General features: G+C 56.6%; 23 protein-coding genes. 8 read left to right on the top strand and 15 right to left on the bottom strand.

All coding sequences use genetic code 11. The features are described 5' to 3' along the window. The first annotated feature begins 163 nt into the window (after positions 1-163). A complete protein-coding gene (gene sbmA, locus N5J69_RS10780) occupies positions 164-1405 on the top strand; it encodes a peptide antibiotic transporter SbmA (RefSeq protein WP_279770228.1) in 1242 nt (413 codons plus the stop codon). A gap of 217 nt (positions 1406-1622) precedes the next feature. Here sbmA and N5J69_RS10775 read toward each other — a convergent pair whose 3' ends face one another. The 3 genes from N5J69_RS10775 to N5J69_RS10765 form a co-directional block, all read right to left on the bottom strand. Further along, positions 1623-2675 (bottom strand): YncE family protein, encoded by a 1053-nt coding sequence (locus N5J69_RS10775; RefSeq protein WP_279770227.1) that lies wholly within the window; start codon positions 2673-2675, stop codon positions 1623-1625. A 200-nt stretch (positions 2676-2875) separates the two neighbouring features. Then, entirely contained in the window at positions 2876-3085 is a 210-nt protein-coding gene (locus tag N5J69_RS10770; protein ID WP_279770226.1) for a DUF1471 domain-containing protein, read from the bottom strand. A 212-nt stretch (positions 3086-3297) separates the two neighbouring features. Beyond that, positions 3298-4485, bottom strand: a complete 1188-nt coding sequence (locus tag N5J69_RS10765) for an MFS transporter (RefSeq protein WP_279770224.1) — start codon at positions 4483-4485, stop codon at positions 3298-3300. Positions 4486-4589: 104 nt separating this feature from the next. Between N5J69_RS10765 and N5J69_RS10760 the strand changes: the two genes are divergently transcribed. Then, positions 4590-5555, top strand: a complete 966-nt coding sequence (locus N5J69_RS10760; protein WP_279770222.1) for an AraC family transcriptional regulator — start codon at positions 4590-4592, stop codon at positions 5553-5555. A 22-nt stretch (positions 5556-5577) separates the two neighbouring features. Here the strand turns inward: N5J69_RS10760 and N5J69_RS10755 are convergent, their stop codons facing one another. The 4 genes from N5J69_RS10755 to gltP all read right to left on the bottom strand — a co-directional run bounded on the left by N5J69_RS10755 (position 5578) and on the right by gltP (position 11519). Beyond that, entirely contained in the window at positions 5578-7122 is a 1545-nt protein-coding gene (locus N5J69_RS10755; RefSeq protein WP_279770221.1) for a PAS domain-containing methyl-accepting chemotaxis protein, read from the bottom strand. Positions 7123-7350: 228 nt separating this feature from the next. Then, entirely contained in the window at positions 7351-8805 is a 1455-nt protein-coding gene (gene murP / locus N5J69_RS10750; RefSeq protein ID WP_279770219.1) for a PTS N-acetylmuramic acid transporter subunit IIBC, read from the bottom strand. After that, positions 8805-9716 (bottom strand): N-acetylmuramic acid 6-phosphate etherase, encoded by a 912-nt coding sequence (murQ, locus tag N5J69_RS10745; RefSeq protein ID WP_279770217.1) that lies wholly within the window; start codon positions 9714-9716, stop codon positions 8805-8807. Before murQ ends, murP begins: the two co-directional genes overlap by 1 nt. Before the next feature lie 501 nt (positions 9717-10217). Then, entirely contained in the window at positions 10218-11519 is a 1302-nt protein-coding gene (gene gltP / locus N5J69_RS10740) for a glutamate/aspartate:proton symporter GltP (protein ID WP_279770215.1), read from the bottom strand. Between the two features lie 585 nt (positions 11520-12104). Here gltP and acs point away from each other — a divergent pair. The 3 genes from acs (at position 12105) to N5J69_RS10725 (ending at position 16182) form a co-directional block, all read left to right on the top strand. Next, on the top strand, positions 12105-14060 hold the full coding sequence (gene acs / locus N5J69_RS10735) for an acetate--CoA ligase (RefSeq protein ID WP_279770213.1): 1956 nt from the start codon (positions 12105-12107) through the stop codon (positions 14058-14060). Positions 14061-14200: 140 nt separating this feature from the next. Then, positions 14201-14530, top strand: a complete 330-nt coding sequence (locus N5J69_RS10730) for a DUF485 domain-containing protein (protein ID WP_279770212.1) — start codon at positions 14201-14203, stop codon at positions 14528-14530. After that, positions 14527-16182: a cation acetate symporter gene (locus N5J69_RS10725; RefSeq protein WP_279770211.1), complete on the top strand. Its 1656-nt coding sequence runs from the start codon at positions 14527-14529 to the stop codon at positions 16180-16182. The genes N5J69_RS10730 and N5J69_RS10725 overlap by 4 nt, the downstream gene beginning before the upstream one ends. Positions 16183-16262: 80 nt before the next feature. Here the strand turns inward: N5J69_RS10725 and N5J69_RS10720 are convergent, their stop codons facing one another. From N5J69_RS10720 to N5J69_RS10710, 3 genes are all read right to left on the bottom strand, one after another. Next, a complete protein-coding gene (locus N5J69_RS10720; RefSeq protein ID WP_279770210.1) occupies positions 16263-16808 on the bottom strand; it encodes a YfaZ family outer membrane protein in 546 nt (181 codons plus the stop codon). 141 nt (positions 16809-16949) lie between these two features. Next, entirely contained in the window at positions 16950-17645 is a 696-nt protein-coding gene (locus N5J69_RS10715) for an LrgB family protein (RefSeq protein WP_279770208.1), read from the bottom strand. Continuing rightward, entirely contained in the window at positions 17638-18063 is a 426-nt protein-coding gene (locus N5J69_RS10710) for a CidA/LrgA family protein (RefSeq protein ID WP_279770207.1), read from the bottom strand. The genes N5J69_RS10715 and N5J69_RS10710 overlap by 8 nt, the downstream gene beginning before the upstream one ends. A gap of 103 nt (positions 18064-18166) precedes the next feature. On the opposite strand from N5J69_RS10710, the gene N5J69_RS10705 reads away from it, so the two are divergent. After that, positions 18167-19069 (top strand): LysR family transcriptional regulator, encoded by a 903-nt coding sequence (locus tag N5J69_RS10705; RefSeq protein WP_279770205.1) that lies wholly within the window; start codon positions 18167-18169, stop codon positions 19067-19069. A gap of 46 nt (positions 19070-19115) precedes the next feature. Here N5J69_RS10705 and N5J69_RS10700 read toward each other — a convergent pair whose 3' ends face one another. The 4 genes from N5J69_RS10700 to soxR all read right to left on the bottom strand — a co-directional run bounded on the left by N5J69_RS10700 (position 19116) and on the right by soxR (position 23796). After that, a complete protein-coding gene (locus tag N5J69_RS10700) occupies positions 19116-20765 on the bottom strand; it encodes a Na+/H+ antiporter (protein WP_279770204.1) in 1650 nt (549 codons plus the stop codon). Positions 20766-20910: 145 nt separating this feature from the next. Then, entirely contained in the window at positions 20911-22260 is a 1350-nt protein-coding gene (locus tag N5J69_RS10695) for an NCS2 family permease (protein ID WP_279770203.1), read from the bottom strand. 345 nt (positions 22261-22605) lie between these two features. Next, complete coding sequence (locus tag N5J69_RS10690; protein ID WP_279770657.1) at positions 22606-23271, bottom strand: glutathione S-transferase; 666 nt, start codon at positions 23269-23271, stop codon at positions 22606-22608. A 39-nt stretch (positions 23272-23310) separates the two neighbouring features. Then, positions 23311-23796, bottom strand: coding sequence for a redox-sensitive transcriptional activator SoxR (soxR, locus tag N5J69_RS10685; RefSeq protein WP_279770202.1), 486 nt, complete (start codon positions 23794-23796; stop codon positions 23311-23313). Between the two features lie 100 nt (positions 23797-23896). Between soxR and soxS the strand changes: the two genes are divergently transcribed. Together soxS and N5J69_RS10675 are read left to right on the top strand one after the other, a co-directional pair. After that, positions 23897-24322 (top strand): superoxide response transcriptional regulator SoxS, encoded by a 426-nt coding sequence (gene soxS / locus N5J69_RS10680; protein WP_279770201.1) that lies wholly within the window; start codon positions 23897-23899, stop codon positions 24320-24322. 254 nt (positions 24323-24576) lie between these two features. Beyond that, entirely contained in the window at positions 24577-24858 is a 282-nt protein-coding gene (locus N5J69_RS10675; protein WP_279770200.1) for a YjcB family protein, read from the top strand. A 54-nt stretch (positions 24859-24912) separates the two neighbouring features. On the opposite strand, the gene N5J69_RS10670 is transcribed toward N5J69_RS10675, so the two are convergent. Further along, positions 24913-25863, bottom strand: a complete 951-nt coding sequence (locus N5J69_RS10670) for an ATP-grasp fold amidoligase family protein (RefSeq protein ID WP_031591771.1) — start codon at positions 25861-25863, stop codon at positions 24913-24915. Positions 25864-25870 lie beyond the last annotated feature (7 nt).

Genomic DNA, 25870 nt, shown 5'->3' with positions numbered 1-25870 from the left:
ACCATATTGTAACACTGCCATTCACAAAGATTTAGTTCCAGGAAACAAAATCGCACAATTTCATTAACATCTATCCACCGCCTGTCATTAGCAGAAACAACAGACTACAGACAGCGACCCGTCAAAAACGTTATAACAGGCAACACACAACAGTGGAGTGCCTATGTTTAAGTCTTTTTTTCCGCGGCCAGCGCTGTTTTTCAGCTCTGCGGCTGTCTGGAGCCTGTTCGCGATTTTTGCCTGGTTCGGCTTTGCCGCGCATCTGCCCGGTATCTGGCCGACGTTTGAAGCAGCAATGAAACAACCGTTACCGACGACGGCGGCGCGTTTTATCGCCGCGAGTCAGATCTGGTTTTATCTCTATTACTGGATTATGGTCGCCATTTTTGCCCTTGCCTGGCGGGTGATTGATGCCCATCCGTGGCAACGCTGGTCAGTGTGGGGGTCCGCGCTGATCATCTTTGTCACCTGGTTTGGCGTGCAGGTCGGTGTCGCCATCAACGCCTGGTATGGCCCGTTTTACGATCTGATCCAGAAAGCGCTGACAAAAGCGGGATCGGTGCAGATTGCAGAGTTTTACCATCAGGTAATCTCGTTTCTCGGCATCGCCTTAATTGCCGTCGTGATTGGCGTGCTCAACTCCTTTTTTATCAGCCACTGGGTTTTCCGCTGGCGTACCGCCATGAACAACTACTACATGCACAACTGGCAGCGTCTGCGTCATGTGGAAGGTGCCGCACAGCGTGTGCAGGAAGACACCATGCGGTTTGCGACAACCCTGGAAAACTGGGGCGTCAGTTTTATTCAGGCAATTATGACGCTGGTGGCGTTTTTGCCGGTGCTGGTCGCGCTCTCCCATCACGTAAAAGATATCCCGTTCCTTGGTAATATCCCCTATGCACTGGTGATTGCGGCGGTGCTCTGGTCGGTGTTTGGTACCGGATTACTGGCGCTGGTCGGGATTAAGCTGCCGGGGCTGGAGTTCCGCAACCAGCGGGTTGAAGCCGCTTACCGTAAAGAACTGGTCTACGGCGAAGACAATGCCGATCGTGCGCAGCCGCAGACCGTGCAGGAATTGTTCAGTCGGGTACGGGTTAACTACTTCCGTCTCTACTTCCATTATCTTTACTTCAACATCACCCGCATTCTCTATCTGCAGGTCGATAATGTGTTTGGTCTGTTCCTGCTGTTCCCGTCAATTGTGGCAGGCACTATCACGCTGGGCTTACTCAACCAGATCACCAACGTATTTGATCAGGTACGCGGCTCGTTCCAGTATCTGATCGCCTCCTGGTCAACGCTGATTGAACTGATGTCCATCTACAAGCGTCTGCGCAGCTTTGAGCAGATTCTGGATGATGTGCCGCATGATGAGATGATGCGCGAAGCGTCAGAGGATGTGTAGCAGTACGGCAATGGTGTGTAAAACCGTCGCCCGCGTTCCTGCCCGGTAAAGCCCCGGAGAGTCTTCGGACCTGACCGGCTCCGCAGGAACGCACTGATATTCTGGCCCGCGAAAGCGGGCTTTTTACGACAAAAAAGCCACTCGTCAGAGTGGCTTTTCCGGTGACAACGCGTGGCGCTAAAACAGCGCCCCCGTTTTTCAGTGCAGACCGCCTCCCTTACAGCGCAATACGCATCACGCTGTCAGGATTTTTTGGTGGCTCCTTACGTGAGCCGGGCTGTTTCACGCTGACATACAGCACGTTTCCATCAGCTGAAAGCGCCAGGCTATTAGGCAATGCCGGGGTTTTCACCGTGCGCTTCACCTTGTAGCTGCTGGCGTCAATGATGCTGACTTCACCGGCTTTGCGATGGGTAACATACAGCTCATCACGCTCCGCGTTGAACAGCACCGCCAGCGATTCAGGCACAGCAATCCGCTGAATCACCTGCTGATTACGCAGATCAACCACCAGCATCTGCGCCTGCTTTGAATCTGTCAGGAAGGCGCGCTGACCATGCGTATCCAGCGCAATGTTCAGGAAGAAGTGCGCTTTATCGCCGTCAATCTTCTGCTTCTTCTCAATCGCATTGGTTCGGGCATTAATTGTCACCAGCTCGCCATCTGCATTCGTGACGTAAACCTTCTGCGCGTCTGCATCCACAGCCAGACCGGTGGCCATTTTGCCGGTATTCGGGATGGTGCTGACAAGCTTCATCGTGCTGCCATCCACCACCCAGACCACGCTCTGCGGTCCCAGCCCGGTGATATAAACCCGGTTAGTTTTCACATCAACCGCCACCTGGCGCGGCTGCAATGGACGCACGGTCTCACTGCGCTGACGGCTATCCAGCACCAGCGTATTCAGTACCTTCCCACTGCTGGCGTCAATGGCGGTGACAGAACCGTTCACGGTGTTACCGATATAAAGCACATTGGTTTGCGGATTGATCGCCGCACCAAACGATTTCAGCTCAGTGTTGATCGACTGCTGCACCGACAGCGTAGCCGGGTCGAGACGAAAAACGGTGCCGCCTTCTCCGCTGCTGTTTTGCGCTGTCGCCACGAACAGGGCGTTGTCTTTCGGGCTGACCGCCAGCTCATAGACACCTTTCCCCACTGCCTGATTGAGATCCTCCGCCTGCACTGCCAGCCATCCTGAGGCAGAAAACAGGGCCGTAGCCAGTAACAGCGGACGCAGGGTCCGGCACGTATTGGTAATCGCTTTCATAACTTCTCCAGAGTTAATCCACTGCAGACGCAGTGATAAGAAAGCCCGACATTGCAACCAGAAAGGCCTGACGCGCAGGCTGAAGTACGATTTTTTTTGAGAATGATAATTATTTACGAGGGAAAGGGACAGGATTATTCGCAGAGAAACGCCGCCAGGACGCCCGGAGGCGTCCTGTCAGCACAAGAGGGTAAAACGATTTATTTCAGCAGTTCAGCGGTCATGTGAACGCCGTTGTTAGTGTAGGCTTCAGTGATTTTATATGAAGCACCAGCTTCCTGCGCCTGTGCAGCAATTTTCGCTTCTGCACCATCCAGCGTAGAGTCGATGGCGGTCACAGATTGTGCAAAGCTGGTCAGTGGCAGAACAGAGAGGGCGATAACAGCTGCAAAAGTTTTGATAGATTTCATGGTCAATTCCTCGATTAATTTTCATCAGGTAAGGCGTGCTGCCTTGTTGATAGATATATTAGTCCGGAAACCGAACAGTAAAAAGCGGAGGGTTTTGCTTAACTCATTCAGTTAAATTGAACATAAAAAGCACGTATCGCACAGTTATCGCTCAAAAGGTTAATAACCCACCGCTATAAATAAAGGCAGCATAATGCGCTGCCTTGAGAAGATTAACCGTGGTGCCGCACCCGGCTGAAGATGGTTAGTGCGGCCAGCAGCATCAGTACCCCGCTGGCAACAAACACACCGCCTGCGCCACGCAGGTCAAACATCCAGCCGCCTGCTGCTGCGCCAACGGTAATCGCCAGCTGGATGGTGGCGACCAGTAAACCGCCGCCCGATTCCGCATCATCCGGCACCGCCCGCGAAATCCAGGTTGACCAGCCGGTTGGCATTGAACCAAATGCCATTCCCCAGATCGCCACGCCCGCGCCCACCATCCAGCTGACATCGCCAAAACTCACCAGCATCATCGCAGTCGCGCTCATTAACAGCGCCATACCGCTTAGCGTCAGCGATACGCTGCGGGTGACCAGAAAACCGGCCAGCGAGGTCCCAAAGAAGTTCGCTACGCCAAAGGCGAGCAGCACCAGCGACAGCTGATTAAGGTTGAGCCGGGCAACACCTTCCAGGAACGGGCGCAGATAGGTGAAGAAAGCGAAGTGACCGGTAAACATCATGATCACCGCCAGCATTCCCCAGCGCATCACGCCGATACGCAGCAGGGCCAGGACGCCACCGTTGCGGGCTTTGTGCTCTGCTGGCATGGCGGGCAGGGTGAAGAACTGCCACAGCAGCGCCACCGCACCCAGTCCGGCGGTCAGCATAAAGATGTTGCGCCAGCCCACCAGTCCGCCGAGATAGCTGCCGAGCGGCGTGGCGATAATGGTCGCCAGCGAGATACCGCTGAAGACAATAGAGAGCGCACGCGGCACCTGATCGGTGGGCACCAGACGCATGGTAATGGCGGTTGAAAGTGTCCAGAAACCGCCAATTGCCATGCCCAGCAGCACCCGCGCCAGCAGGATCACCGTCAGATCAGCGGCAAACGCCACCATCAGTGCCGAGGCGATCAGCAGCAGCGAAAACACCAGCATCACGACGCGGCGATCGATGCGCCGCGTGACGCTGCCGGTCACCAGGCTGGTAAACAGCGCCACCAGCGCGGTAATGGTGACGGTCTGTCCCGCCTGCCCCTCTGACACGCCCAGGCTGTGGGCCATTGGCGTCAGCAGACTCACGGGTAAAAATTCGGCGGTAATCAGGCTGAACACCCCAAACGCCATAGCAAATACCGCGCCCCATGCGGGACGGGTTGGCGAGGAAACCTCATCAGCCACTTCGGTTGTCAGACTCATGCTGCTTCTCCGGAAGATAAAAAAGTGAGTGAGAGCATAGAGTGTCGCGTCAGGACGATCTATGATACTTACACCTTCATTTTTGATAATTCGTCTGGAATCACATGAGTCACTATGGCGATCTGACCAGTGAGCTGCTGATGGGGATGCGGCTGTATGGCGTGAACTATCAGCGTATCGCGGTAAGCGCACCGTTCGGGCTGCATTATGAGCACGCACCGGGCCGGGCGCAGTTCCACTTTGTCGGGCGCGGCTCCCTGATGGTGCGCAGCGCCTCCGGCGAATTGTTTCAGCTCAACAGCGGCGATGCGCTGCTGGTGCCGCACGGTAAACCGCACAGCCTGATCTCCAGTGAAGAGGCAGACTGCCAGTGCATTAAAAACATGGCGAGCAAGCCGCTCTGCGACAGCGTCTGCGACATCGCCGCCCCGGAAGATGCCTGCGATGACGAGCACAGCGTGCTGCTGTTCAGCGCCTGCATGGCGTTTGAGCTTGGCGGTATGCAGCCGCTGATCACCACTATGCCGGATGTGATGCTGGTGAGTACCCTGCTGTCGCAATACCCGGAGATTCAGCCGATTCTGGCGGCGATGGAGCGGGAGTCACGCACCAGACAGGCGGGATTTGCTGGCATTCTGTCGCGTCTGGCGGATGTGGTTGCCGCGCTGATTGTGCGCGGCTGGGTCGAGAACGGCTGCGGCGATCGCAGTGGACTGGTGCAGGCGATGCGCGATCCGCGTCTGAGTCAGGCGATTGCCGCAATGCACCGTGAGCCGGGCGAAAACTGGACGGTGGCGCGGCTCGCCAGCGTGGCAGGCTGTTCGCGGTCGGTGTTTGCCGGACGTTTTCTCAATGCCACCGGTATGACGCCGCTGCGATATCTGACCGAGTTACGGATGCGGCTGGCGGTACAGCGGATTGTGAACAATGGCGAAGCGGTGGAAGCCGTGGCGTATCATCTCGGCTACGGCTCGATTGCGGCGTTCAGCCGCGCCTTTAAGCGGATTGTCGGGCAGTCGCCAGGGGCGCTGCGTGCCGGACGCGAAGGCACGCAGGCGCTGGCCTCATAATCGGGCCATTTCCTCTTTTCTCTTAACGGAACACGCTGATCGCTTCCACCAGACGGTTCGCCTGGTGGGTCATGCGGCCTGACGCCTCGGCGCTTTCTGTCACGCGTGCTGCGTTCTGGTGAGTGATGTCATCAAGATCTTCCACCGCTGAACTGACTTCACTGAGCGCCGTTGCCTGTTCGGCCGTGGCGGCGCTGATCTGCGCAATCAGGGCGGTGACGTTCTGCACCTGCGACACGATATCCTGCATTGTCCGGCCTGCCGCGCTGGCGTGCTCATTGCCCGACTGAACCCGGCTGGCGCTGGTTTCGACCAGCATTTTGATTTCGCTGGCGGCTTTAGCGCTGCGCTGCGCCAGGCTGCGGACTTCACCCGCCACCACGGCAAAGCCTTTGCCCTGCTCACCGGCCCGTGCTGCTTCCACGGCGGCGTTGAGCGCCAGAATATTGGTCTGGAAGGCAATGCCATCGATAACGCTGGTAATATTGGCGATGCGCTTCGAACTGTCAGCGATTTCGCCCATCATGCCCATCATCTCGGTCATCACCTCACCGCCTTTACGGGCAGCGTGGCTGGTGTCGGCTGACAGGGTATTCACCTCGTTCGCCGTTTCAGTATTGCTCTTCACCGTGGCGGTCATTTCGTTCATGGTGGCCGCGGTCTGCTGCACGTTAGCAGCCGCCTGCTCGGTACGGCGACTCAGTTCGTTATTGCTGCGGGCGATGGCGTCGCTGGCGCTCAGCACATTGATCGCCTGACCGCTGACATCATCCACCAGCCAGCGGAACATCAATCCGAGCTGGCCGATAGCGCGCAGCGTGAAGCCGACCTCATCAACGCGATCCATCTGGTCAACTTTGTGGCTCGCCCCGGTCGCCACGCTCAGTGCCTGCCTGCACATCCGCTCAATAGGACGTGAGATCTGCTGCTCCAGCCACAGGCTGCAGAGCAGCAGAAGCGCAGCCATCCCTGCGGCAAAGCCTGCCAGTGCTGCGGGCGTCATGCCCAGTGCCCAGGCACCCGCCACCGTGAGCGGCAGTAATGTCAGCAGCGTGCTGCGGATCCGCCAGCGAAGGGGCAGCGTTTTCAGCAGGGAGGCGGGACGCCGCCAGCCGCTGCGAACCAGCAGGCCTTTGTGAAAACGTCGCCCTCTGGCACGGCCTTCACGAAAATCCTGATAGAGCGCGTCGGTCTGTCGCACTTCCTCTGCCGTGGGTTTGGTGCGCACCGACATATAACCCTGCACTTTACCGTCGCGCACGACCGGAATGGCGTTAGCCCGCACCCAGTAGTGATCGCCATTTTTCCGGCGGTTCTTGACCAGCGCGGTCCAGGGTTCACCCTGTTTCAGCGTCGCCCACATGTCAGCAAACGCTTCTGGTGGCATATCGGGGTGACGCACCATGTTATGCGGCTGGCCGTTGATCTCGTCGGCAGTGAATCCGCTCGCTTCTATAAACGCGTCGTTGGCGTATGTGATGTGGCTGTTGAGGTCGGTGGTCGACATCAGTGTCGCATTATCGTCGAACTGATATTCACGCTGAGAGACAGGCTGGTTGTTACGCATCAAAAGTCCTTGAGAACCCGACGTCCTGCACGCGGCAGTCTGCGTGCCAGCGTGAAAACAGTGGGCTGAGAAATAACGATTACCTTTTTTTATGTTTTCGGCATGCGTCCGTACTCTCTTTAACGTTTCAGTTAAATTTCTGCCGCGAAAAAAGCCGCTTTGCGGCGGCTTTCACATTTTCGGGTCATTATTCATCCGTTAGCCGGATTTGAGGATTCCGGCAGCCAGTCAGCTGAGGTCGACGTTTCGGGTGCCGAACCACCAGGTCAGCAGGAATCCACCGGTCCAGGCGACCATCAGCCCGGCCAGGTAAACCGCCATACCGGCGAAGATCCCCTGACTGGAGGTCATCAGCGGCAGCGTCACAAGACCGGAAGGTCCGAATACCGTGTTCATCCCGACCGGCAGCCCCAGCCACGCCACCAGCCCGATAAAGAAACCGCCCAGCGCCCCACCACCGCAGGCGGTGATAAAGGGTTTGAGGCGCGGCAGCGTAACGCCGTAGATTAACGGTTCTCCGACGCCAAGCAGGCCAGGCACAATGGCCCCTTTGATCTGCGCCCGCAACAGCGCGCCTTTTTCTGCTTTGCACCACAGCGCCAGTGATGCGCCGACCTGACCGGCGCCCGCCATTGCCAGAATCGGAAACAGCGAGTTAAACCCCTGCGTTTCCATCAGCGCAAAGTAGACCGGAATAAAGCCCTGATGGATGCCGAACATCACGGCGATCAGGAACAGCCCGGCCAGCAGCGCACAGCCAAAGGGATTGTTATTGAGATGGATAAACAGCCATGACATGCCCTTAAACAGTTCGCCGCCCAGCGGCATGATGAGCAGGTAGGTGACCGCGCCGGTGATGACCAGTGTAAACAGCGACGTGAGGATCATATCGAGGTTATCGGGAATGATTTTGCGCAGCTGTTTCTCAATCCACGCGCCGATGATCGCCGCCATCAGCACGCCAATAATGTTGCCTCGCGGATCGATGGTCAGGCCGAAAAAGCTCTCCATGCCGCTGTAGTAGCCGGTGGTAGCCGTGGGCACATAGCCGAGCACAAACAGTGAGGCGATGATAGCGCCGTTGACGCCGCTGCCGCCAAAGGCTTTCTGCGCGTTGTAACCTATCAGGATGCTGAGAAAGGTGAACAGCCCCTTGCCGAAGACCTTCATGTACGCCACGGTGTGCAGCAGCCAGGGCGCATGGTCACCGGGTACATTGAGGTGGAGGCTCTGTTCGATCAGCGTGGCAAATCCCAGCAGCAGTCCTGCGCCGATAAAGCCCGGAATCAGCGGGGTGAAGATGGTGGCGAAGCGCGTCAGAAACCGATGCACGCCATGGGTCTGTCTGGCCTTTAACTGCTGTTTTTGCTGCGCCGCAAGCTGGCTGAGTTCCGCGGTTTCGCCCTGAGGTGCCAGCCCGGTTTCCCCCTGCGCCAGCAGGCGCTGCATCCCCCCGGCGGCGGTTTGTGCTTTGCCAGGCCCCAGAACAATCTGTAACTGCGCGTCGCTGTTAATCATGCCCAGCACGCCCGGCAGGCTTTTTAACCGGGCCAGATCGGCCTGCTCCGGCTGGTTCAGCGTCAGGCGAAGACGCGTCATGCAGTGGCCGCAGGCCGCGATATTTTGCGCGCCACCGACTGCCTGCAGGATGTCGCGCAACAGTGCCTCGGTGATGTTTGCCATTAGCGTGCTCCTGCGGCCTTCAGGGCCTGACGGATAAAGCCCTGATGCTGACTGAGCAAGGCTTTCGCCTCATCCGCGCCCAGATCAGCCAGCACCATCAGGATGGCGGTTTTACAGTGTCCCCCACAGGCGGTGAGCGCGGTGCTGGCGGTGGCGTCATCACAGTCAGTCGCCTGCATGACGATGTTGATCTGGCGCTGCACCAGTTTCTGATTGGTGGCTTCCACATCGACCATCAGGTTGCCGTACACTTTTCCGCTGCGGATCATCGCGCCGGTGGTGAGCATGTTGAGCACCAGTTTTTGTGCCGTGCCCGCTTTCATGCGTGAGGAGCCGGTGACCACTTCCGGGCCGACCACCGGCGTGAGCGCGATGGCGGCAACCTGCGACATGGCGCTGCCCGGATTACAGGTGAGCGACACGGTGGTTGCGCCAAGCTCGTTAGCGTAAGCCAGCGCGCCCAGGACGTAAGGTGTGCGACCGCTGGCGGCGATGCCCACCAGCACATCGTGGCGGCTGAAGTGAATGTCTTTCAGATCCTGTGCGCCCTGCTCCCGGTTGTCTTCGGCGTTTTCTACTGCCTGTAAAATAGCGGTATGGCCACCGGCAATCAGGCCGATGACCTGCTCGCGGGGTGTGCCAAAGGTGGGTGGGCATTCGCTGGCATCCAGGATGCCCAGCCGCCCGGAGGTGCCTGCGCCGCAATAAATCAGTCGTCCCCCCGCCTGGAAGGCGGCGCAGATGGCGTCAACGGCGGCGGCGATTTGCGGCACGATGGCCTCAACCGCCAGTGCCACCTTTTTATCTTCATCATTAATGACCCGCAGCATCGCGTCGGTGGAGAGTTCATCAATGTTCTGGCTGGCCGGGTTGCGGCCTTCGGTGATCATCTGGCTGAGGTCGAGTTTCATGACGGGCTCCGGTAAGGAATAAATTATTCAAATTACAAACTATCATAACGAATGATTAATTCATGGGGTGAGATCTTTTTTTAATGGATGTGGGGTAAATCATGTTACGGGGGAGTGGGCTGAATAAGTGACAGGTAGCATTTGGCGCTTGATGGCTTTGTCATCGGGGCCAGTCAGAAAAGGTTCACCTGATCGTAAAGACGCATTCGTCATCCGTGACGCTCGGCCCACGCCGTCCCTGGCGTGGGACGCTTTACTCTTCAGGTGAATATTTTCTTCTCTCCGGCTGTATGACTGCTGTTTGAAAAGAAGTTTTAGCCGGACATAAATGTTAAAAAAAGCCTGCTGAAGTAAGATGCCCTTTCCTGCTTTTTGTTCTTCTTACAGTCTGCACTCAACGTGGTTGTGATGGCAGATACCCGCAGTAGCGGAGTAAAGCGTCCGCCGCACAAACAAAAAGGGCCCAACTGTCGTTGAGCCCTTTTTACGTTAGCGCCTTTCTCAGCTTGCCGTCTGCGTCCGCAGCTGCAGCTCATAGGCTTTCGCCTGTTCAGCGTCGAACTGGTTTTCCCAGCGGGCAATAACCAGCACCGCCAGCGCGTTACCCACCACGTTCAGCGCGGTACGCGCCATATCCATGATGCGGTCAACACCGGCGATAAACGCCAGCCCTTCCAGCGGGATGCCGACGCTGCCCAGTGTTGCCAGCAGCACCACGAAGGAGACGCCAGGCACGCCAGCAATACCTTTTGAGGTCACCATCAGCGTCAGTACCAGCACAATCTCGTCGGTCAGCGACAGGTCAATACCATACAGCTGTGCAATAAAGATCGCCGCGATACTCTGATACAGCGTGGAGCCATCCAGATTAAATGAATAACCGGTCGGCACCACGAAGCTGGTGATCGCTTTTGGCGCACCGTAGGCTTCCATCTTCTCCATGATGCGCGGTAACACGGTTTCCGAGCTGGACGTGGAGTAAGAGAGAATCAGCTCATCTTTCAGGATACGCATCAGCGTGGTGATCCGCAGCTTACAGAAGCGCGCTACCCCGCCCAGCACCACAAAGGCGAAGAACAGGATGGCGACGTACACCAGCAGGACCAGCTTAGCCAGCGGCCACAGCGAAGCAAAACCGAAGTTAGCAATCGTCACCGCAATCAGCGCAAACACACCCACCGGCGCATAGCGCATGATCATGTGCGTGACTTTGAACATCGCTTCAGAAATGCCACGGAACAGGTTCACCAGCGGATCGCGCTGTTGCGACGGCAGTGACGACAGGCCTAAGCCAAACAGCACCGAGAAAAAGATAATCGGCAGCATGTCGCCTTTCACCATAGAGGCGAAAATATTCTGCGGGATCAGCGACAGAATAGTGGTCACCAGGCTGTGCGGACCGCCCTGAACCTCTGCCGTTGTCGCTTCATATTTAGAGATGTCCACCGTTGCCAGCGTTGACATATCGATGCCGGTGCCGGGTTGAAATACGTTGGCCAGCGTAATACCGACCACAATGGCAATGGTGGTGATCACTTCAAAGTAGAGAATCGTTTTGACGCCGATGCGTCCCAGCTTCTTTGCATCACCCACGCCAGCGATGCCGACAATCAGGGATGAAATCACAATCGGTACCACAATCATCTTGATAAGATGAATAAAGATATCGCCTGCCGGGCTGAGAATGTTGGTGACTAACCATTCACGATTGTCTGGCTGATTATGCAACACAGCACCCACGACGATGCCAAGCACCAGGGCTGTCAGAATCTGCCAGGCCAGGCTGATTTTAAAACCTTTCATAACGCGTAATTTCCTCAGTCAAAACCCGTTTCTCTCTACTGCGAAGGTGCAGAAGACAATACACACAGGGAGTGAGCAAAAAGCCCGGTAAATTAGAGGGTGTTTAGAAACAGCGCCTCGTATGAAAATCTGATGATTCCCATACCCATTTTCAGACGCGGTCTGAGTTGATACCTGCAGAACAGGGGCGAGATAAGTACCATTTTCACTGTGGTAAATGCAACCCCTGGCGGATCCGATTAAAATTTAGCCATCTAAGTAGCATAAAGTGCTGCCAGCGTTAAAAATCCCTAACCTGCTGTTATGAAAAGTAATACTTAGATGAATTTCCGAATAGCTATGCAGCACTGGTTAAAAACGCGGCCGACGCGTTTGCTTGCTTTTTATCCAGCTCGCCCCCGAATCACACCCCTGCTTACTGCCTTATCAACGCCCGTGAGTGAACCGGAAATATCAGAACCGCTTTACGCTTATCCCGAAGATGGCTATCCCGTGATCTGTGGCGCAAAAAAGAAACAAAGCGCTGACGCAGGCTTTAATTAACCATTGATTGACATATCATTAACATCTTCAAGGAGATCCGCCATGAGCCAAATACACAAACATCCCGTTCCTGAGAATATTGCAGCAAACACCCTGATCACTGCTGAACAGTATCAGGCGATGTATCAGCAATCTGTCGACGATCCAGACAGTTTCTGGGGCGAACAGGGCAAAATCCTTGACTGGATTAAGCCTTATAGCAAGGTGAAAAATTGCTCGTTTGCGCCAGGCAACATTAACATTCGCTGGTACGAAGATGGCACGCTCAATCTGGCGGCAAACTGCCTTGACCGTCACTTAGCCACGCGCGGCGATCACCCGGCAATTATCTGGGAAGGCGACGACGCCAGCGAAAGTAAAACCCTGACCTTCCGCCAGTTGCATGCTGAAGTCTGTCGCTTCGCCAACGTGCTTGAGCTGCTTGAGGTGAAGAAAGGCGACGTGGTGGCAATCTATATGCCGATGGTGCCGGAAGCGGCCGTGGCGATGCTGGCCTGTGCGCGAATCGGTGCCGTCCACTCCGTGATTTTTGGCGGCTTCTCACCCGAAGCGGTCGCGGGCCGCATCGTCGATTCCAGCGCGTCGCTGGTGATCACCGCCGACGAGGGGATCCGTGCCGGTCGCAGCATTCCGCTGAAGAAAAATGTCGATGACGCGTTAAAAAATCCAAATGTCACCAGCGTGAAAAATGTGGTGGTGTTCCGGCGCACCGGTAAAGATGTGGGCTGGGTTGAAGGCCGCGATCGCTGGTGGCATGACCTGATGCTGAATGCGAGCACCAACCACTCAGCAGCAGAGGTTGGCGCGGAAGACCCGCTGTTTATCCTTTATACCTCCGGCTCCACCGGCAAACCCAAAGGCGTGCTGCACACCACCGGCGGTTACCTGGTTTATGCCGCTACCACCTTTAAGTTCGTCTTTGATTACCATCAGGATGATATCTACTGGTGCACCGCCGATGTTGGCTGGGTAACAGGCCACAGCTATCTGGTTTATGGCCCGCTGGCCTGTGGTGCCACTACGCTGATGTTTGAAGGGGTGCCAAACTGGCCAACGCCAGGCCGCATGGGAGAGGTGGTTGATAAACATAAAGTGACGCTGCTTTATACCGCACCCACCGCGATCCGTGCGCTGATGGCAGAAGGTGATAAGGCGATTGAAAGCAGCGATCGCAGCAGCCTGCGCATTATGGGATCGGTCGGTGAGCCGATAAACCCGGAAGCCTGGGAGTGGTACTACAAAAAAATCGGTAACAGCCGCTGCCCGATAGTGGATACCTGGTGGCAGACCGAAACGGGCGGTTTCATGATCACGCCGTTGCCAGGTGCGACCGAGCTGAAAGCCGGTTCCGCCACACGACCGTTCTTTGGCGTGCAACCGGCGCTGGTGGATAACGAAGGGCAGCCGCAGGAAGGTGCCTGTGAAGGTAATCTGGTGATCACCGAGTCGTGGCCCGGACAGGCGCGCACCCTCTATGGCGATCATGACCGGTTCGAGCAGACCTACTTCTCCACCTTTAAAAATGCCTACTTCAGTGGTGACGGTGCCCGTCGCGATGAGGATGGCTACTACTGGATCACCGGCCGCGTCGATGACGTGCTTAACGTCTCCGGTCACCGGCTTGGCACCGCCGAAATTGAGTCGGCACTGGTGTCGCACCCGAAAATTGCCGAAGCCGCGGTGGTGGGCATTCCGCACAGCATTAAAGGCCAGGCGATTTATGCCTATATCACGCTGAATCATGGTGAAGAGCCGTCACCGGAGCTCTACGCCGAAGTGCGTCAGTGGGTGCGCAAAGAGATCGGCCCAATCGCCACGCCTGACGTGCTGCACTGGACGGACTCACTGCCAAAAACCCGCTCCGGCAAAATCATGCGGCGTATTCTGCGCAAAATTGCCACCGGCGACACCAGCAATCTGGGTGATACCTCCACGCTCGCCGATCCTGGCGTCGTCGAAAAACTCCTTGAGGAGAAACAGTCGATCAAAATGCCTTAAACGCACGCTGTCCGGCGGGAAGATCGCTTCCCGCCACCCCCGCCCTACGCAGTCTGTTTCGGTAGTCACAACTATTATAACCAGCTGAATCCGCGCCCTGTCGTGAGGTTCTCGCCTGCAAGCCCTCTGGAGAAAATGTGATGAATGACACCCTTTCGAATCAGGATGCAATCAATCAACAGATTGAACGTAATCCCCGTTTTCATGAGTTAGTCCGTAAACGCCAGACGTTCGCGACGCTGCTGTCGCTGATCATGCTGGTGCTCTATGTCGGCTTTATCCTGCTGATTGCGTTTGCACCTGGCTGGCTCGGCGCGCCGCTGCATGCCGGTACCAACGTCACCCGCGGTATCCCGATTGGTGTCGGGCTGATTGTGATGTCCTTTGTGCTGACCGGCGTCTATGTCTGGCGCGCCAACGGTGAGTTTGACCGTTTAACGAAAGCGATCCTCAGCGAGGTGAAATCATGACCCGTCTCACCTTATGGCTGCTGGCCCTGATGTTGCCATTTTCAGCGCTGGCCGCCGATGCGATTACCGGTGCGGTGCAGCGCCAGGCAACGAACTATCAGGCGATCATCATGTTTACGATTTTCGTCGGTGCCACGCTGGGAATTACCTGGTGGGCGTCAAAGCGCACCCGTTCGCGTAGCGACTACTACACCGCAGGCGGCAATATCACCGGCTTCCAGAATGGCCTGGCGATGGCGGGTGACTTTATGTCAGCCGCTTCGTTCCTGGGCATTTCGGCACTGGTTTACACGTCCGGTTATGACGGACTGATCTACTCACTCGGCTTTCTGGTCGGCTGGCCGATGATCCTGTTTTTGATTGCCGAGCGGCTGCGTAACCTGGGCCGTTACACCTTTGCCGATGTCGCCTCCTATCGTCTGAAACAGATGCCGATCCGCACGCTGTCAGCCTGCGGTTCGCTGGTGGTGGTGGCGCTCTACCTGATCGCGCAGATGGTCGGTGCCGGTAAACTCATCCAGCTGCTGTTCGGCCTGAACTACCATGTCGCGGTCATTCTGGTCGGCATCCTGATGGTGATGTATGTGCTGTTTGGCGGCATGCTGGCGACCACCTGGGTACAGATCATCAAAGCGGTGCTGCTGCTGTTTGGTGCCTCATTTATGGCGGTGATGGTCATGAAAGCGGCCAACTTCAGCTTTAACACGCTGTTCACCGAGGCGATGGCGGTCCATCCAAAAGGCATCGCGATTATGCAGCCCGGCGGGCTGGTTAAAGACCCGATTTCGGCCCTGTCGCTGGGGCTGGGACTGATGTTTGGTACAGCCGGATTACCGCATATTCTGATGCGTTTCTTCACCGTCGCGGATGCCAAAGAGGCGCGTAAAAGCGTCTTCTGGGCCACCGGCTTTATGGGTTATTTCTACTTCCTGACCTTTATTATCGGTTTCGGTGCCATCCTGCTGGTGGGCGCTAACCCGGCCTTTAAAGATGCCAGCGGCGCGCTGATTGGCGGCACGAATATGGCGGCGGTGCATCTGGCTAATGCGGTCGGCGGCAGCACCTTCCTGGGCTTTATCTCTGCGGTTGCCTTTGCCACGATTCTGGCGGTCGTCGCGGGCTTAACGCTGGCGGGCGCGTCGGCGGTATCTCATGACCTCTATGCCAGCGTGTACCGTAAAGGCCAGGCGAGCGAAAAAGATGAGCTGCGTGTCTCTAAAATCACCGTGCTGGCGCTGGGCGTGGTGGCGATTGCGCTGGGTATTCTGTTTGAGAAGCAGAACATCGCCTTTATGGTCGGACTGGCTTTCTCGATTGCGGCCAGCTGTAACTTCCCGATCATCCTGCTGTCGATGTACTGGTCAAAACTCACCACGCGTGGCGCGATGGTGGGCGGCTGGCTGGGTCTGCTGACCGCGGTCATCCTGATGATCCTCGGCCCGACCGTGTGGGTACAGGTGCTGGGCAACGCCACGCCGATTTTCCCGTATGAATATCCGGCGCTGTTCTCAATGGTGGTGGCCTTTGTAGGCATCTGGCTCTTCTCTATTACCGACCATTCACCGCAGGGAGCAGAGGAGCGTTCCCGTTTCCGTGCGCAGTTTATTCGCTCGCAGACCGGCACCGGTATTGAACAGGGTAAAGCACACTGATCGCCGTTTAACATTCAAACCGGGCAGATAAAAAAAGGGCGACTACCCCGGTAGTCGCCCTTTTCTTTCGCGCAAACGAATCAGAAGCGCAGCGATGCACCCACGTACGGGCCATCAACCAGCACGTTATCTTTGCGTCCATCTTTGTTGTTCAGCTCGATGTACTGATAACCCACACGCAGGTTAAGCAGTGAAACCGGAGTGAAGCTCAGGCCGCCAGCGGCTTCCTGATAGCTGTCCAGCTGATCGGTGAAGGACTCTGGCGCATAATAATATTCACCATAGAGGCCCCACATGCTGTTCAGGCTGTAGTGTGCTGCACCACCCAGCGCCACCGCAAATCCATCTTTTCCATCTTCAGGATGGGTGAAGATCGCTTTTGCGGTCGGCGCCAGACGCAGCGGCCCGAAGTCAACGTTGTAGCCCAGACCGGCACCGTAGGTGCTGCCGTCGTGGTCGCTACGCAGCCAGTTACCTTTCAGAAACAGACCGGGTGAGGTGGTACCCAGACCCAGATTCAGGTTGGTGTTGTGTTCGCCGACATCAACACTGCCTTCAATTGCCTGAGCGGCACCGCTCAGTAAAACCAGCCCGAGGGCGCTCCCGGTAACGAGTTGCTTAAACATGATTCCACTCCATGAAAGGACAATTAATTCGGCCGCAAGGTTAACAGCCTGAAACGGAGAGACAACAAAATCCGGGAAACTTTACGTAAAAATACGTGTCGCGTTCAGGATGCCGCTGTCGCCTGCGCAACGCAGTGTAGACTATATTGTCCACATCAGATGTCCAATCAGCGGGGCCAGCACGACCGTTACCACGCCCGAGAGCATCATCACGAGGCTGGCAACGACCCCCTCCTGCTGCCCAAGCTGATAAGCGCGAGCCGTTCCGGCACCGTGTGACGCGGCACCCAATCCGGCCCCTTTCGCCACCCCCTGCTTAATGGCGATACGCAGAAACAGGACGTCACCCACCGCCATGCCAAACACGCCGGTGATGACCACAAACAGCGCCACCAGATCGGGCTGACCGCCAATCGGCCCGGCAGCGGCCAGCGCAAACGGTGTGGTAATGGAGCGCACGGCCAGGCTGCGCTGGATCGACTCCGGCAGGGTTAACAGCCGCGCCAGCCAGACGGAACTGCAGACGGCGACCAGCGTGGCGGTCAGGACGCCCGCGCTCAGGGACAGCCAGTGGCGCCTGATGATCGCCACGTTCTCATAGACCGGTACCGCAAACGCCAGCGTTGCCGGTCCCAGCAGCCAGAGCAGCCAGTGGTTTTCTGCGATGTAATCCTGCCAGCTGATATGCGTCAGCAGCAGCAGCGCCACCAGCACCAGCGGCGTCATCACCAGCGGCATCAGCAGCAGCGTCCGCCAGCGACGGTAAAGCCGTTTATTCAGCGCATAAACGAGCAGCGTCACCGCCACACACAGCAGGCTGAGCAGAAAATCACGCATGGGGGTTCTGCTTACGCGCCGCACGCGCGACTTCATACTGATAAAGCCGATCCACCACCCAGGCAGTAGAGGCCAGTACCAGCAGCGTACTGACGCCAATCACCACACAGATGCGCCAGCCATCAACCCGCAGCAGATCGCCATAATTCACCACCGCCACCACCGCCGGAATAAAGAACAGCAGCATTTCGGCCAGCAGCCAGCGTGACCCGGCTTTTACCCAGTTCAGCGGCACAATCCGCGTCACGATTAACGCCAGCAACAGCAGCATGCCGACAATGTTGGCGGGCAGCGGCAGGTGCAGCCAGCTCACCAGCCGGTCGCAGGCGACAAACAGACCGATGTATAACCCCAGCTGTAACGGCAGGCTGAGCCACTGCACTGCGCGGCTGGTACGTAACGTGAGCGCAAGCGCCATCACCTTGTCTCCCCGATAAAATGAATGTCATCAGTATAAATCGCCAGCATAAGGTGAAAAAAATGAATTAAAATTATCGCAATCATGCCTTAAAGGAATAGTTATGGATGTCCGCGCCCTGCGTTACTTTACTGAAGTGGTTCGCCAGCAGAGCTTTACCCGTGCGGCGCAAAAGCTGTTCGTGACGCAGCCGACCATCAGCAAAATGCTGCGTCAGCTGGAAGAGGAGCTGGGCTGTACGCTGATCCTGCGTGATGGCCGTCGTCTGCACCTCACCGACAGCGGCCAGGCGGTTTATCAGCGCGGCCTGGCAATCCTGCAGGAGTTTCATCAGCTGGAGGCAGAGATTGGTGACATCAACCAGCTTAAAACCGGCGAGCTGCGGCTTGGCATCCCGCCGATGGTCGGTATGCAGATAGCGGGATCGATTTCCGCGTTTCGCCGTCGCTATCCCGGCGTGAAGCTGAAAATCTCAGAGTTTGGCGGTCTTACCGTACAGCAGGCGGTGCTGGCGGGGAGTCTGGATATCGCCCTGACCGCGCTGCCGGTCGACGCCGAACTGCCGCTGAACACCCTGCCCCTGATGCATCATCCGCTCTGCGTCCTGCTGCCGCGTCGGGCGGAATGGCTCAGCCGCCAGCAGATTGGGCTGGCCGAACTGGCAGAGCATCCGCTGCTGATTTTTAATGAGGAATTTTCGCTGAACCGTCAGCTGATGCAGGCGTTTGGGCGCCTCAACCTGACGCCAGCGGTGGCGGTGCGTAGCGGTCAGTGGGATTTCCTGGCGGCGATGGTACAGGCGGAAATGGGGCTGGCGATTCTGCCGGAGCCGATCTGTCAGCGGCTGGATAAGCAGTCACTGCTATGGCTGCCGCTGGAGTCGGAGCTGAAATGGAGCCTGGGATTGATCTGGCGGGAAGGGAGTTATCTGTCGCGCAGTGCGCAGGCGTGGATAGCCTGTTGTCGCGAGCACTGGCCGGATGAACCACCGCGCCTGTCGGTGTGAAAAGCTGGCACCCCTGCATAAACGCACAGGCGTGCCAGTTTCAGGCTTACTCTTCTTTTTCGATCAGCAGCGCTTCCAGCAGATCCAGGTCGTGCAGTAACTTCTGCATCGTCTCATTGGAAATCTGCTGGGTCGCGCGCAGATGATACACCTCCGCACGCTCGGCACGCAGTCCGGTCAGGCGGAAGCGACGCTCAAGGTTCTCAGCAAACAACGCATGTTCAAGGTCATTCTTACCTTCGGCGCGGCGACGCAGGTTGCCAATCACCCGCAGACTGACCTCTTTGAGCAGTTCCGGGTCGATGTTCTCTTCCGACTCATTCTCCAGCCGCTCTTCCATCTTGTGCAGGCTGTCAATCGCTGCACCGGCCATGACCGCACGGGCATTCTGCAGCTCACGGCGGTGTGCGCCTTTGTCGATGCTATCAATCCCGCGCAGCAGAATTGGCAGGATGATGACCCCGACCAGCAGCGAGAACAGAATCACCCCTGTGGCGATAAACACCAGCTCATAACGCGCCGGGAAAGGCTCGCCGTTGGTCAGAAACAGCGGAATAGAGAGCACACCGGCCAGAGTAATCGCGCCGCGTACACCGGCAAAGGAGGCGATCAGCAGCTCACGCAGTGAGTAATTTGAGAACTCCAGCGGCTTCTTCTTCAGCAGGCGTTTGCTGAAACGCTGCATAACCCACAGCCAGCCAAAACGCACGATCATCAGCGCGGCATAGACCAGCCCGATATCAGCAAACAGCATCCAGAGTTCCACGTTAGGATCGGCCTGTGCCTGGTCGATAGAGGTCTGCAGAATGTCCGGCAACTGCAGGCCCAGCATCAGGAAAACCATGCCATTGAACACGAACTCCAGCATCTGCCAGACGCTGTTTGCACGCAGGCGCATCGCCAGCGGTGCCTGACGAATAATGCCGGAACGGGTGATGGTCATCCCGGCCGCAACAGCCGCCAGGATGCCTGAGACACCCAGATGTTCAGCAATCAGGTAAGAGGCGAATGGCAGCAGCAGCAGCAGCACGGTCTGGGTCGCCGGATCGTCACCGCTCCAGCGGCTGAGCAGACGCAGGGATTTACCGTAAAGCCAGCAGATCGCCACACCGGCAATCAGGCCGCCAATCGCAACCTTCAGGAATTCAACGCTGGCACCGCCCCAGGTAAACACCATAGTGCCCATGGCGACAGCGACGGCAAACTTCAGCGATACCAGGCCCGATGCATCATTCATCAGGGCTTCACCCTGCACGATCGACATAATCTTCTTGGGAATGCGGCCTTCCCCGACAATGCCGGAGAGCGCCACGGCATCGGTAGGCGACAGCACCGCCGCCAGCGCAAAGGCGGGGATCAGCGGAATACCCGGCACCAGCCAGTAGATCAGATAACCGATGCCGATCACGGTAATCAGCACCAGGGCCAGCGCTAAGCCAATGATCTCACGACCATGATGCAGGAACTCACTGATTGGCGTTTTCCAGCCATCTGCGAACAGCAGTGGCGGAATGAACAGCACCAGAAACAGCTCCGGATCAAAGTCGACATGCAGACCAAATGTTGGCCAGGCCAGCATCGCACCTACGGCGATCTGAACCAGCGGCAACGGGATCTGAAAAGGGAGAATGCGGGCCGCGACGCCAGAGAGCGACACGACCAGCGTCATGATGAGAATAGTAAAAAAGATTTCCATGTTTTCCTTAGGCGTCCTTTCTTTCAAACATTGGTGAAGCGCTAAAGTGTAAAACAAACTGCGGTGAAGATTGTCAGCTACGCGTGCGCCGGGCGGGAAAAAAGTCAAAAATTCCGGACGCGCAGTCGCACGCCCGGATGAACAGTCAGATCGCCCAGCCTCCGGCGTAAAATGCCACCAGCGCAATCGCAATAATCACCGTGCCGGGATTAAGCTTACGCCATTCACCCGCGAAGAGACGCCCCACCACCAGGCTGGCGAAACCGATCATGATGCCGGTCACGATGTTACAGGTGAGCACGATAATCACTGCCGTTAGCAGGCCAGACATCGCATCGACGAAATCATTAAAGTCCACTTTCGCCACGTTACTGAGCATCAGCAGGCCGACATACATCAGTGCAGGCGCAGTCGCGTAAGCCGGAACCAGATAGGCCAGCGGTGACATAAACAGGATGGCAAGGAACAGCAGGCCAACCACAATCGCGGTAAGCCCGGTTTTCCCCCCCGCCGCCGTACCTGCCGCCGATTCGATATAGACCGCCGCCGGTGACGCGCCCACCAGACCCGCAAACAGGCTGCTGACGGAGTCGCTGGTCAGCGCACGACCACCATTGATGATCTGGCCCTGTTTATCCAGCAGACTGGCCTGACCCGCCACGGCGCGGATGGTGCCGGTGGCGTCAAAAACCGCCGTCATCACCAGCGCCAGTACGCTTGGCAGCACCACCGGCTGCATCGCGCCCACAATGTCGAGACTTAACAGCAGCGACTCACCGCTGGCGTCACGCAGGCTTGGCAGCGCAAACAGTCCCTGATAGCTCACCGCCGGGTCAAAGATCAGGCCCAGCAGCGAAATGGCGATAATCGTCAGCAGGATGCCGCCTGGCACCCGACGTTTCTCCAGTCCGATAATCGCGGCCAGCCCCAGCAGCGTCATCATCACCGGAAAAGTGGTGAAGTGACCCAGCGCCACCGGCAGGCCCGGGGCCGGGTTTTTAACGACCAGGCCCACGCCATCAGCGGCTATCAGCAGGAGAAACAGGCCAATCCCGACGCCGGTGCCGTGCGCCACGCCCATCGGCAGATTACGCAGGATCCAGGCACGAATACCGGTCACTGAGATCAGGGTAAACAGCAGGCCCATCAGGAACACCGCGCCCAGCGCTACCGGCACGCTGATATGCTGACCCAGCACCAGACTGAAAGCGGTAAAGGCAGTTAAGGAGATTGCGCAGCCAATCGCCATCGGCAGGTTAGCCCACAGCCCCATAAGGATGGAACCAAAGCTGGCGACCAGACAGGTGGCGACAAACACGGCGGAAGGAGAGAAACCGGCTTTGCCCAGCATCCCCGGGACGACGATAACGGAGTAGACCATCGCCAGGAAGGTAGTGAGTCCGGCCAGAATTTCCTGACGCACGCTGCTGCCGCGCGCCGAGATCGAGAACCAGGCGTCCAGTTTTCCACTGGCCGGGCGTGATTCAGTTGACATAGTTGAGCCTCAAGAATTTTTGTTGTGTGGATCGCACGGCGACCCTCGCTGTCCCTGGAAAAAGCGGCTAAACGGCAACGCTGTCGGGATGAAACCGCCAGGCAAACGTTTACCTTGCCGCAGAGAGTAAGCCGTCAAAAGCGGCCCGATAAAAAGGCATGCGATTATCCGGCCTTTAGCGGCACGTTTTCAACTGTAAGAGGGAGATTCTTCCGCATAAAGATCAGGCGCAAAGCGCCAGCCGACGTCAGTCTGAATGCTGACGCCATGACGTAAAGGCGATTTTCCGTGAGATGCACCGGCGCAGCCGCACTGTGATTCGACGCGCCGATGGAGAGCAGGCGATCAGCCAGGCAGCGAAAGCTCACCGCCCTGCGCGATTGCGCGTTGCCAGGCAGCACGCTGCTGCACCGTCTGCAGCCATTTTTGGGTGGCGGGCATCTGATCGACCCCGGCCCGTTGCGCCAGCGCCAGTAACGGAAAGCTCATCTGAACATCCGCTATCGTGAAACGCTCACCGGCAAACCAGGCGTGAGTCGCCAGATGCTGTTCAATCATCTGACTATGCGGCCTGAGCTGTTTATCCAGGAAAGCCTTCTGCACCCCTTTGCCGAATGCCGCGCCGACCGGACGCAGCAGCCACGGCACCGGCGCTTTTCCCATCTGACCAAAGATTAGCTTCATCACCAGCAGCGGCATCAGTGAACCTTCGGCATAGTGCAGCCAGTAGCGACACTGCAGCCGTGACGCTTCATCACTGACTTTCAGCCGGAACTCATGATCATATTTCTCTTCAAGGTATTCGAGAATGGCACCCGATTCTGCCACCACCCGGTTCCCGTCAGTAATGACCGGCGATTTGCCCAGTGGATGCACTTTTTTCAGCGCCTCCGGGGCCAGCATGGTCGGTTCGCGTTGATAGCGTTTAATCTGGTAAGGCACTTCCAGCTCTTCCAGCAGCCACAGCACCCGATGTGAGCGCGATTTCTCAAGATGGTGAACGGTGATCATCATGATTCCCTGTGTTTTAACCTTTCCCTAGTATAGACGTCACTCCACAGCCGGATGTTTATCGTCCTGTTCCGGGTCAAGCAGTACCGCACCCGAGCCCTGCTGACCCAGCCGGTCGCCGGGATTGCGCAGCGGACAGTCGCGCATCGACAGGCAGCCGCAGCCGATACAGCCATCCAGGTCATTACGCAGGCGGGTCAGGGTTTCAATGCGCTTATCCAGCTCTTCGCGCCAGTGCTGTGTCAGCGCATCCCATTCCGTCGCCGACATGCGCTTGTTGGCCGGAATATGATCGAGACTGTCGCTGACCGTCGCCAGCGGGATGCCGATGCGCTGCGCAATCTTAATAATCGCGACGCGTCGCAGCACATCACGGCTGTATCGCCGCTGATTACCGCTGTTACGGGTGCTGAAGATGAGTCCTTTGGTTTCATAAAAGTGCAATGCCGAGACCGCCACACCGCTGCGGCGCGCCACTTCACCGGGGGTTAAGACCGGTTTTGGATAGTTGCGTTCTTTTTTCATCAGACCCTTTACCTCAAGTTAACTTGAGGAATTATACTCCTTCTCCATCAAAACCCCTAAACTCCCATTACCGCTTATTAAGCACCAGAAGGATGAGGCCATGATGCAAGAAGAGATCATTCATTCCCTGACGGACTGGATTGACCAGAACCTCGATAAGAGCCTGTCGATTGATGAGGTTGCGGCAAAATCGGGCTATTCGAAATGGCACCTGCAGCGTATGTTCCGTTCTGTAACGAAACAGACGCTGGGTGGCTATATTCGTGAGCGCCGTCTGACACTGGCAGCGGAAGCGCTATCGCAGACCCAGCGTCCGGTGTTTGATATTGCGATGCAATATGGCTATGACTCACAGCAGACCTTCTCACGGGTGTTTCGTCGTCAGTTTTCACAGACGCCTACCGCTTACCGCCACACCATGCGCCGCCAGGCGATTCAGCGCCCTCGCCTGCTGAGTTTTGGCTGTAACGATCCGATGAATAGCTTTACCCAGCGCACCACCGGCGAGTGCTGCCCGGTCCGTTAATTCTCCGCTGCGCCCGCACCGGGCGCATCTGCCTGATTTCCCCGCTGTTCTTCTTCTGCTGCTCACGTTTTACTCACTTCAGTACCATACCAGAGTCAAATTTTGTTCAAAATTTAAAATCGGGTGATATAATGTGACCCAAGTCACACTTTGAACCTGGGTTGACGGCGAAAAAGTCCTACCTGACACACTTTTCCGCCGCCGGTGATGTCCGCAGATTGTCAGGAATACTTACTGATATTGAGGTCCAGCCGATGGCTACGTTAACCGCCAGTCTACTTGTTATGCGTTGGGAACTGCTGAGCGCAGTCATGATGTTTTTTGCCAGCACCCTGAAAACCAAACTTCGTCAGGATAGCCGTCACGTGATGGCCTTTATGTGTGGCGGGATTGGTTTAGGCATGACCTGCTGGTTTGTGACCGGTCTGATGGGCATTACCCTGAGTATGGAAAACGTGCATAACTTCGTGGAAATCTCAAAGCACGCCTTTATTGATGCGATGAGCCAGGCGCCTGCTGACTGGCCGATGCCCTGATTTTTGCGCATAAAAAACCCCGCTAAGCGGGGTTTTTTATATTGCTGTGTGAACTTAAATTTTCTTCAACATGGCAGGGATATTAACATCCTGCACTGTAACGCCCGGGCTCTGCGTTCCGCGGCGGTCCTGAATCCACATATCTCCCATCATCTGATTTAAACCCCGATCTAATCCGGTAACCAGTCCTGCACCTGGGGTGAAGGTCAGTTCGCCAAAGTAGATCCGCTCGTCATGGATGTACCAGTCCACACGCACGTAGTCGAAGTCACTGGCCAGCTTTTTGCTCAGTTCGAGCGCATGTTCCAGTGATGGCATAATCGGTGAAACATCCAGACCGGTATCGCGAATCTTGTGATAGGCCTCATTGAGGTTGTTCACGTAGAAATTCATTGACAGCAGCGGCTGGCAGCGGTTGTAGATCACCTGCAGCACATATTCGAACTTGCCATCACGCTTGTTGAACATATGAAACTTGTAATCGATGGGCGCGCTTTTGCCATCACCAATGTACTTCTCAACCAGGATACGTGGCTTGATGTAGCGATAGTGGATTTCACGCGCTTCGTTGGCAAAGTCGGTTTTCAGCCAGCGATAACAGTCATGAATGATCTGCTGCTTGCGCAAAGCGTCCGGCTCTTCCAGCAAAATCTCAACCATGTTGGAAGCGTGGTTCGGCTTGATCACCGTTCCTTTCCAGCAAGGCAGGCTGTTCAGCGTGGTCGGGTCAGTGGTTTCGTGCACCAGCGGGATCAGGTATTCATTACCGATTTTTTCAGCAATAAATTCGCGCACCGAGTACTTATCTGACAGACGACCATAGTTCTGGTAATCGCCGAAGATAAACTTACGGTACAACACCTTCTCGTTGAACACTTTTGGCTGACGCAGATTGGGCAGCTTTCTGAACTTATGGAAGTAGTAGATGCGGTCCTGATAAGCCCAGGGCATCTTCTTGATAAAGTACTGCACACTTCTTCTGAGTTCTTCTTTCAACTTGAGCATATCTGAC

Origin of the sequence: Pantoea sp. GD03673, assembly GCF_029844725.1 — a bacterium.
Lineage (GTDB): Bacteria > Pseudomonadota > Gammaproteobacteria > Enterobacterales > Enterobacteriaceae > Pantoea.
Note: the sequence above shows the minus strand (reverse complement) of the source record. Positions and strands in the feature narration are given on the sequence as shown.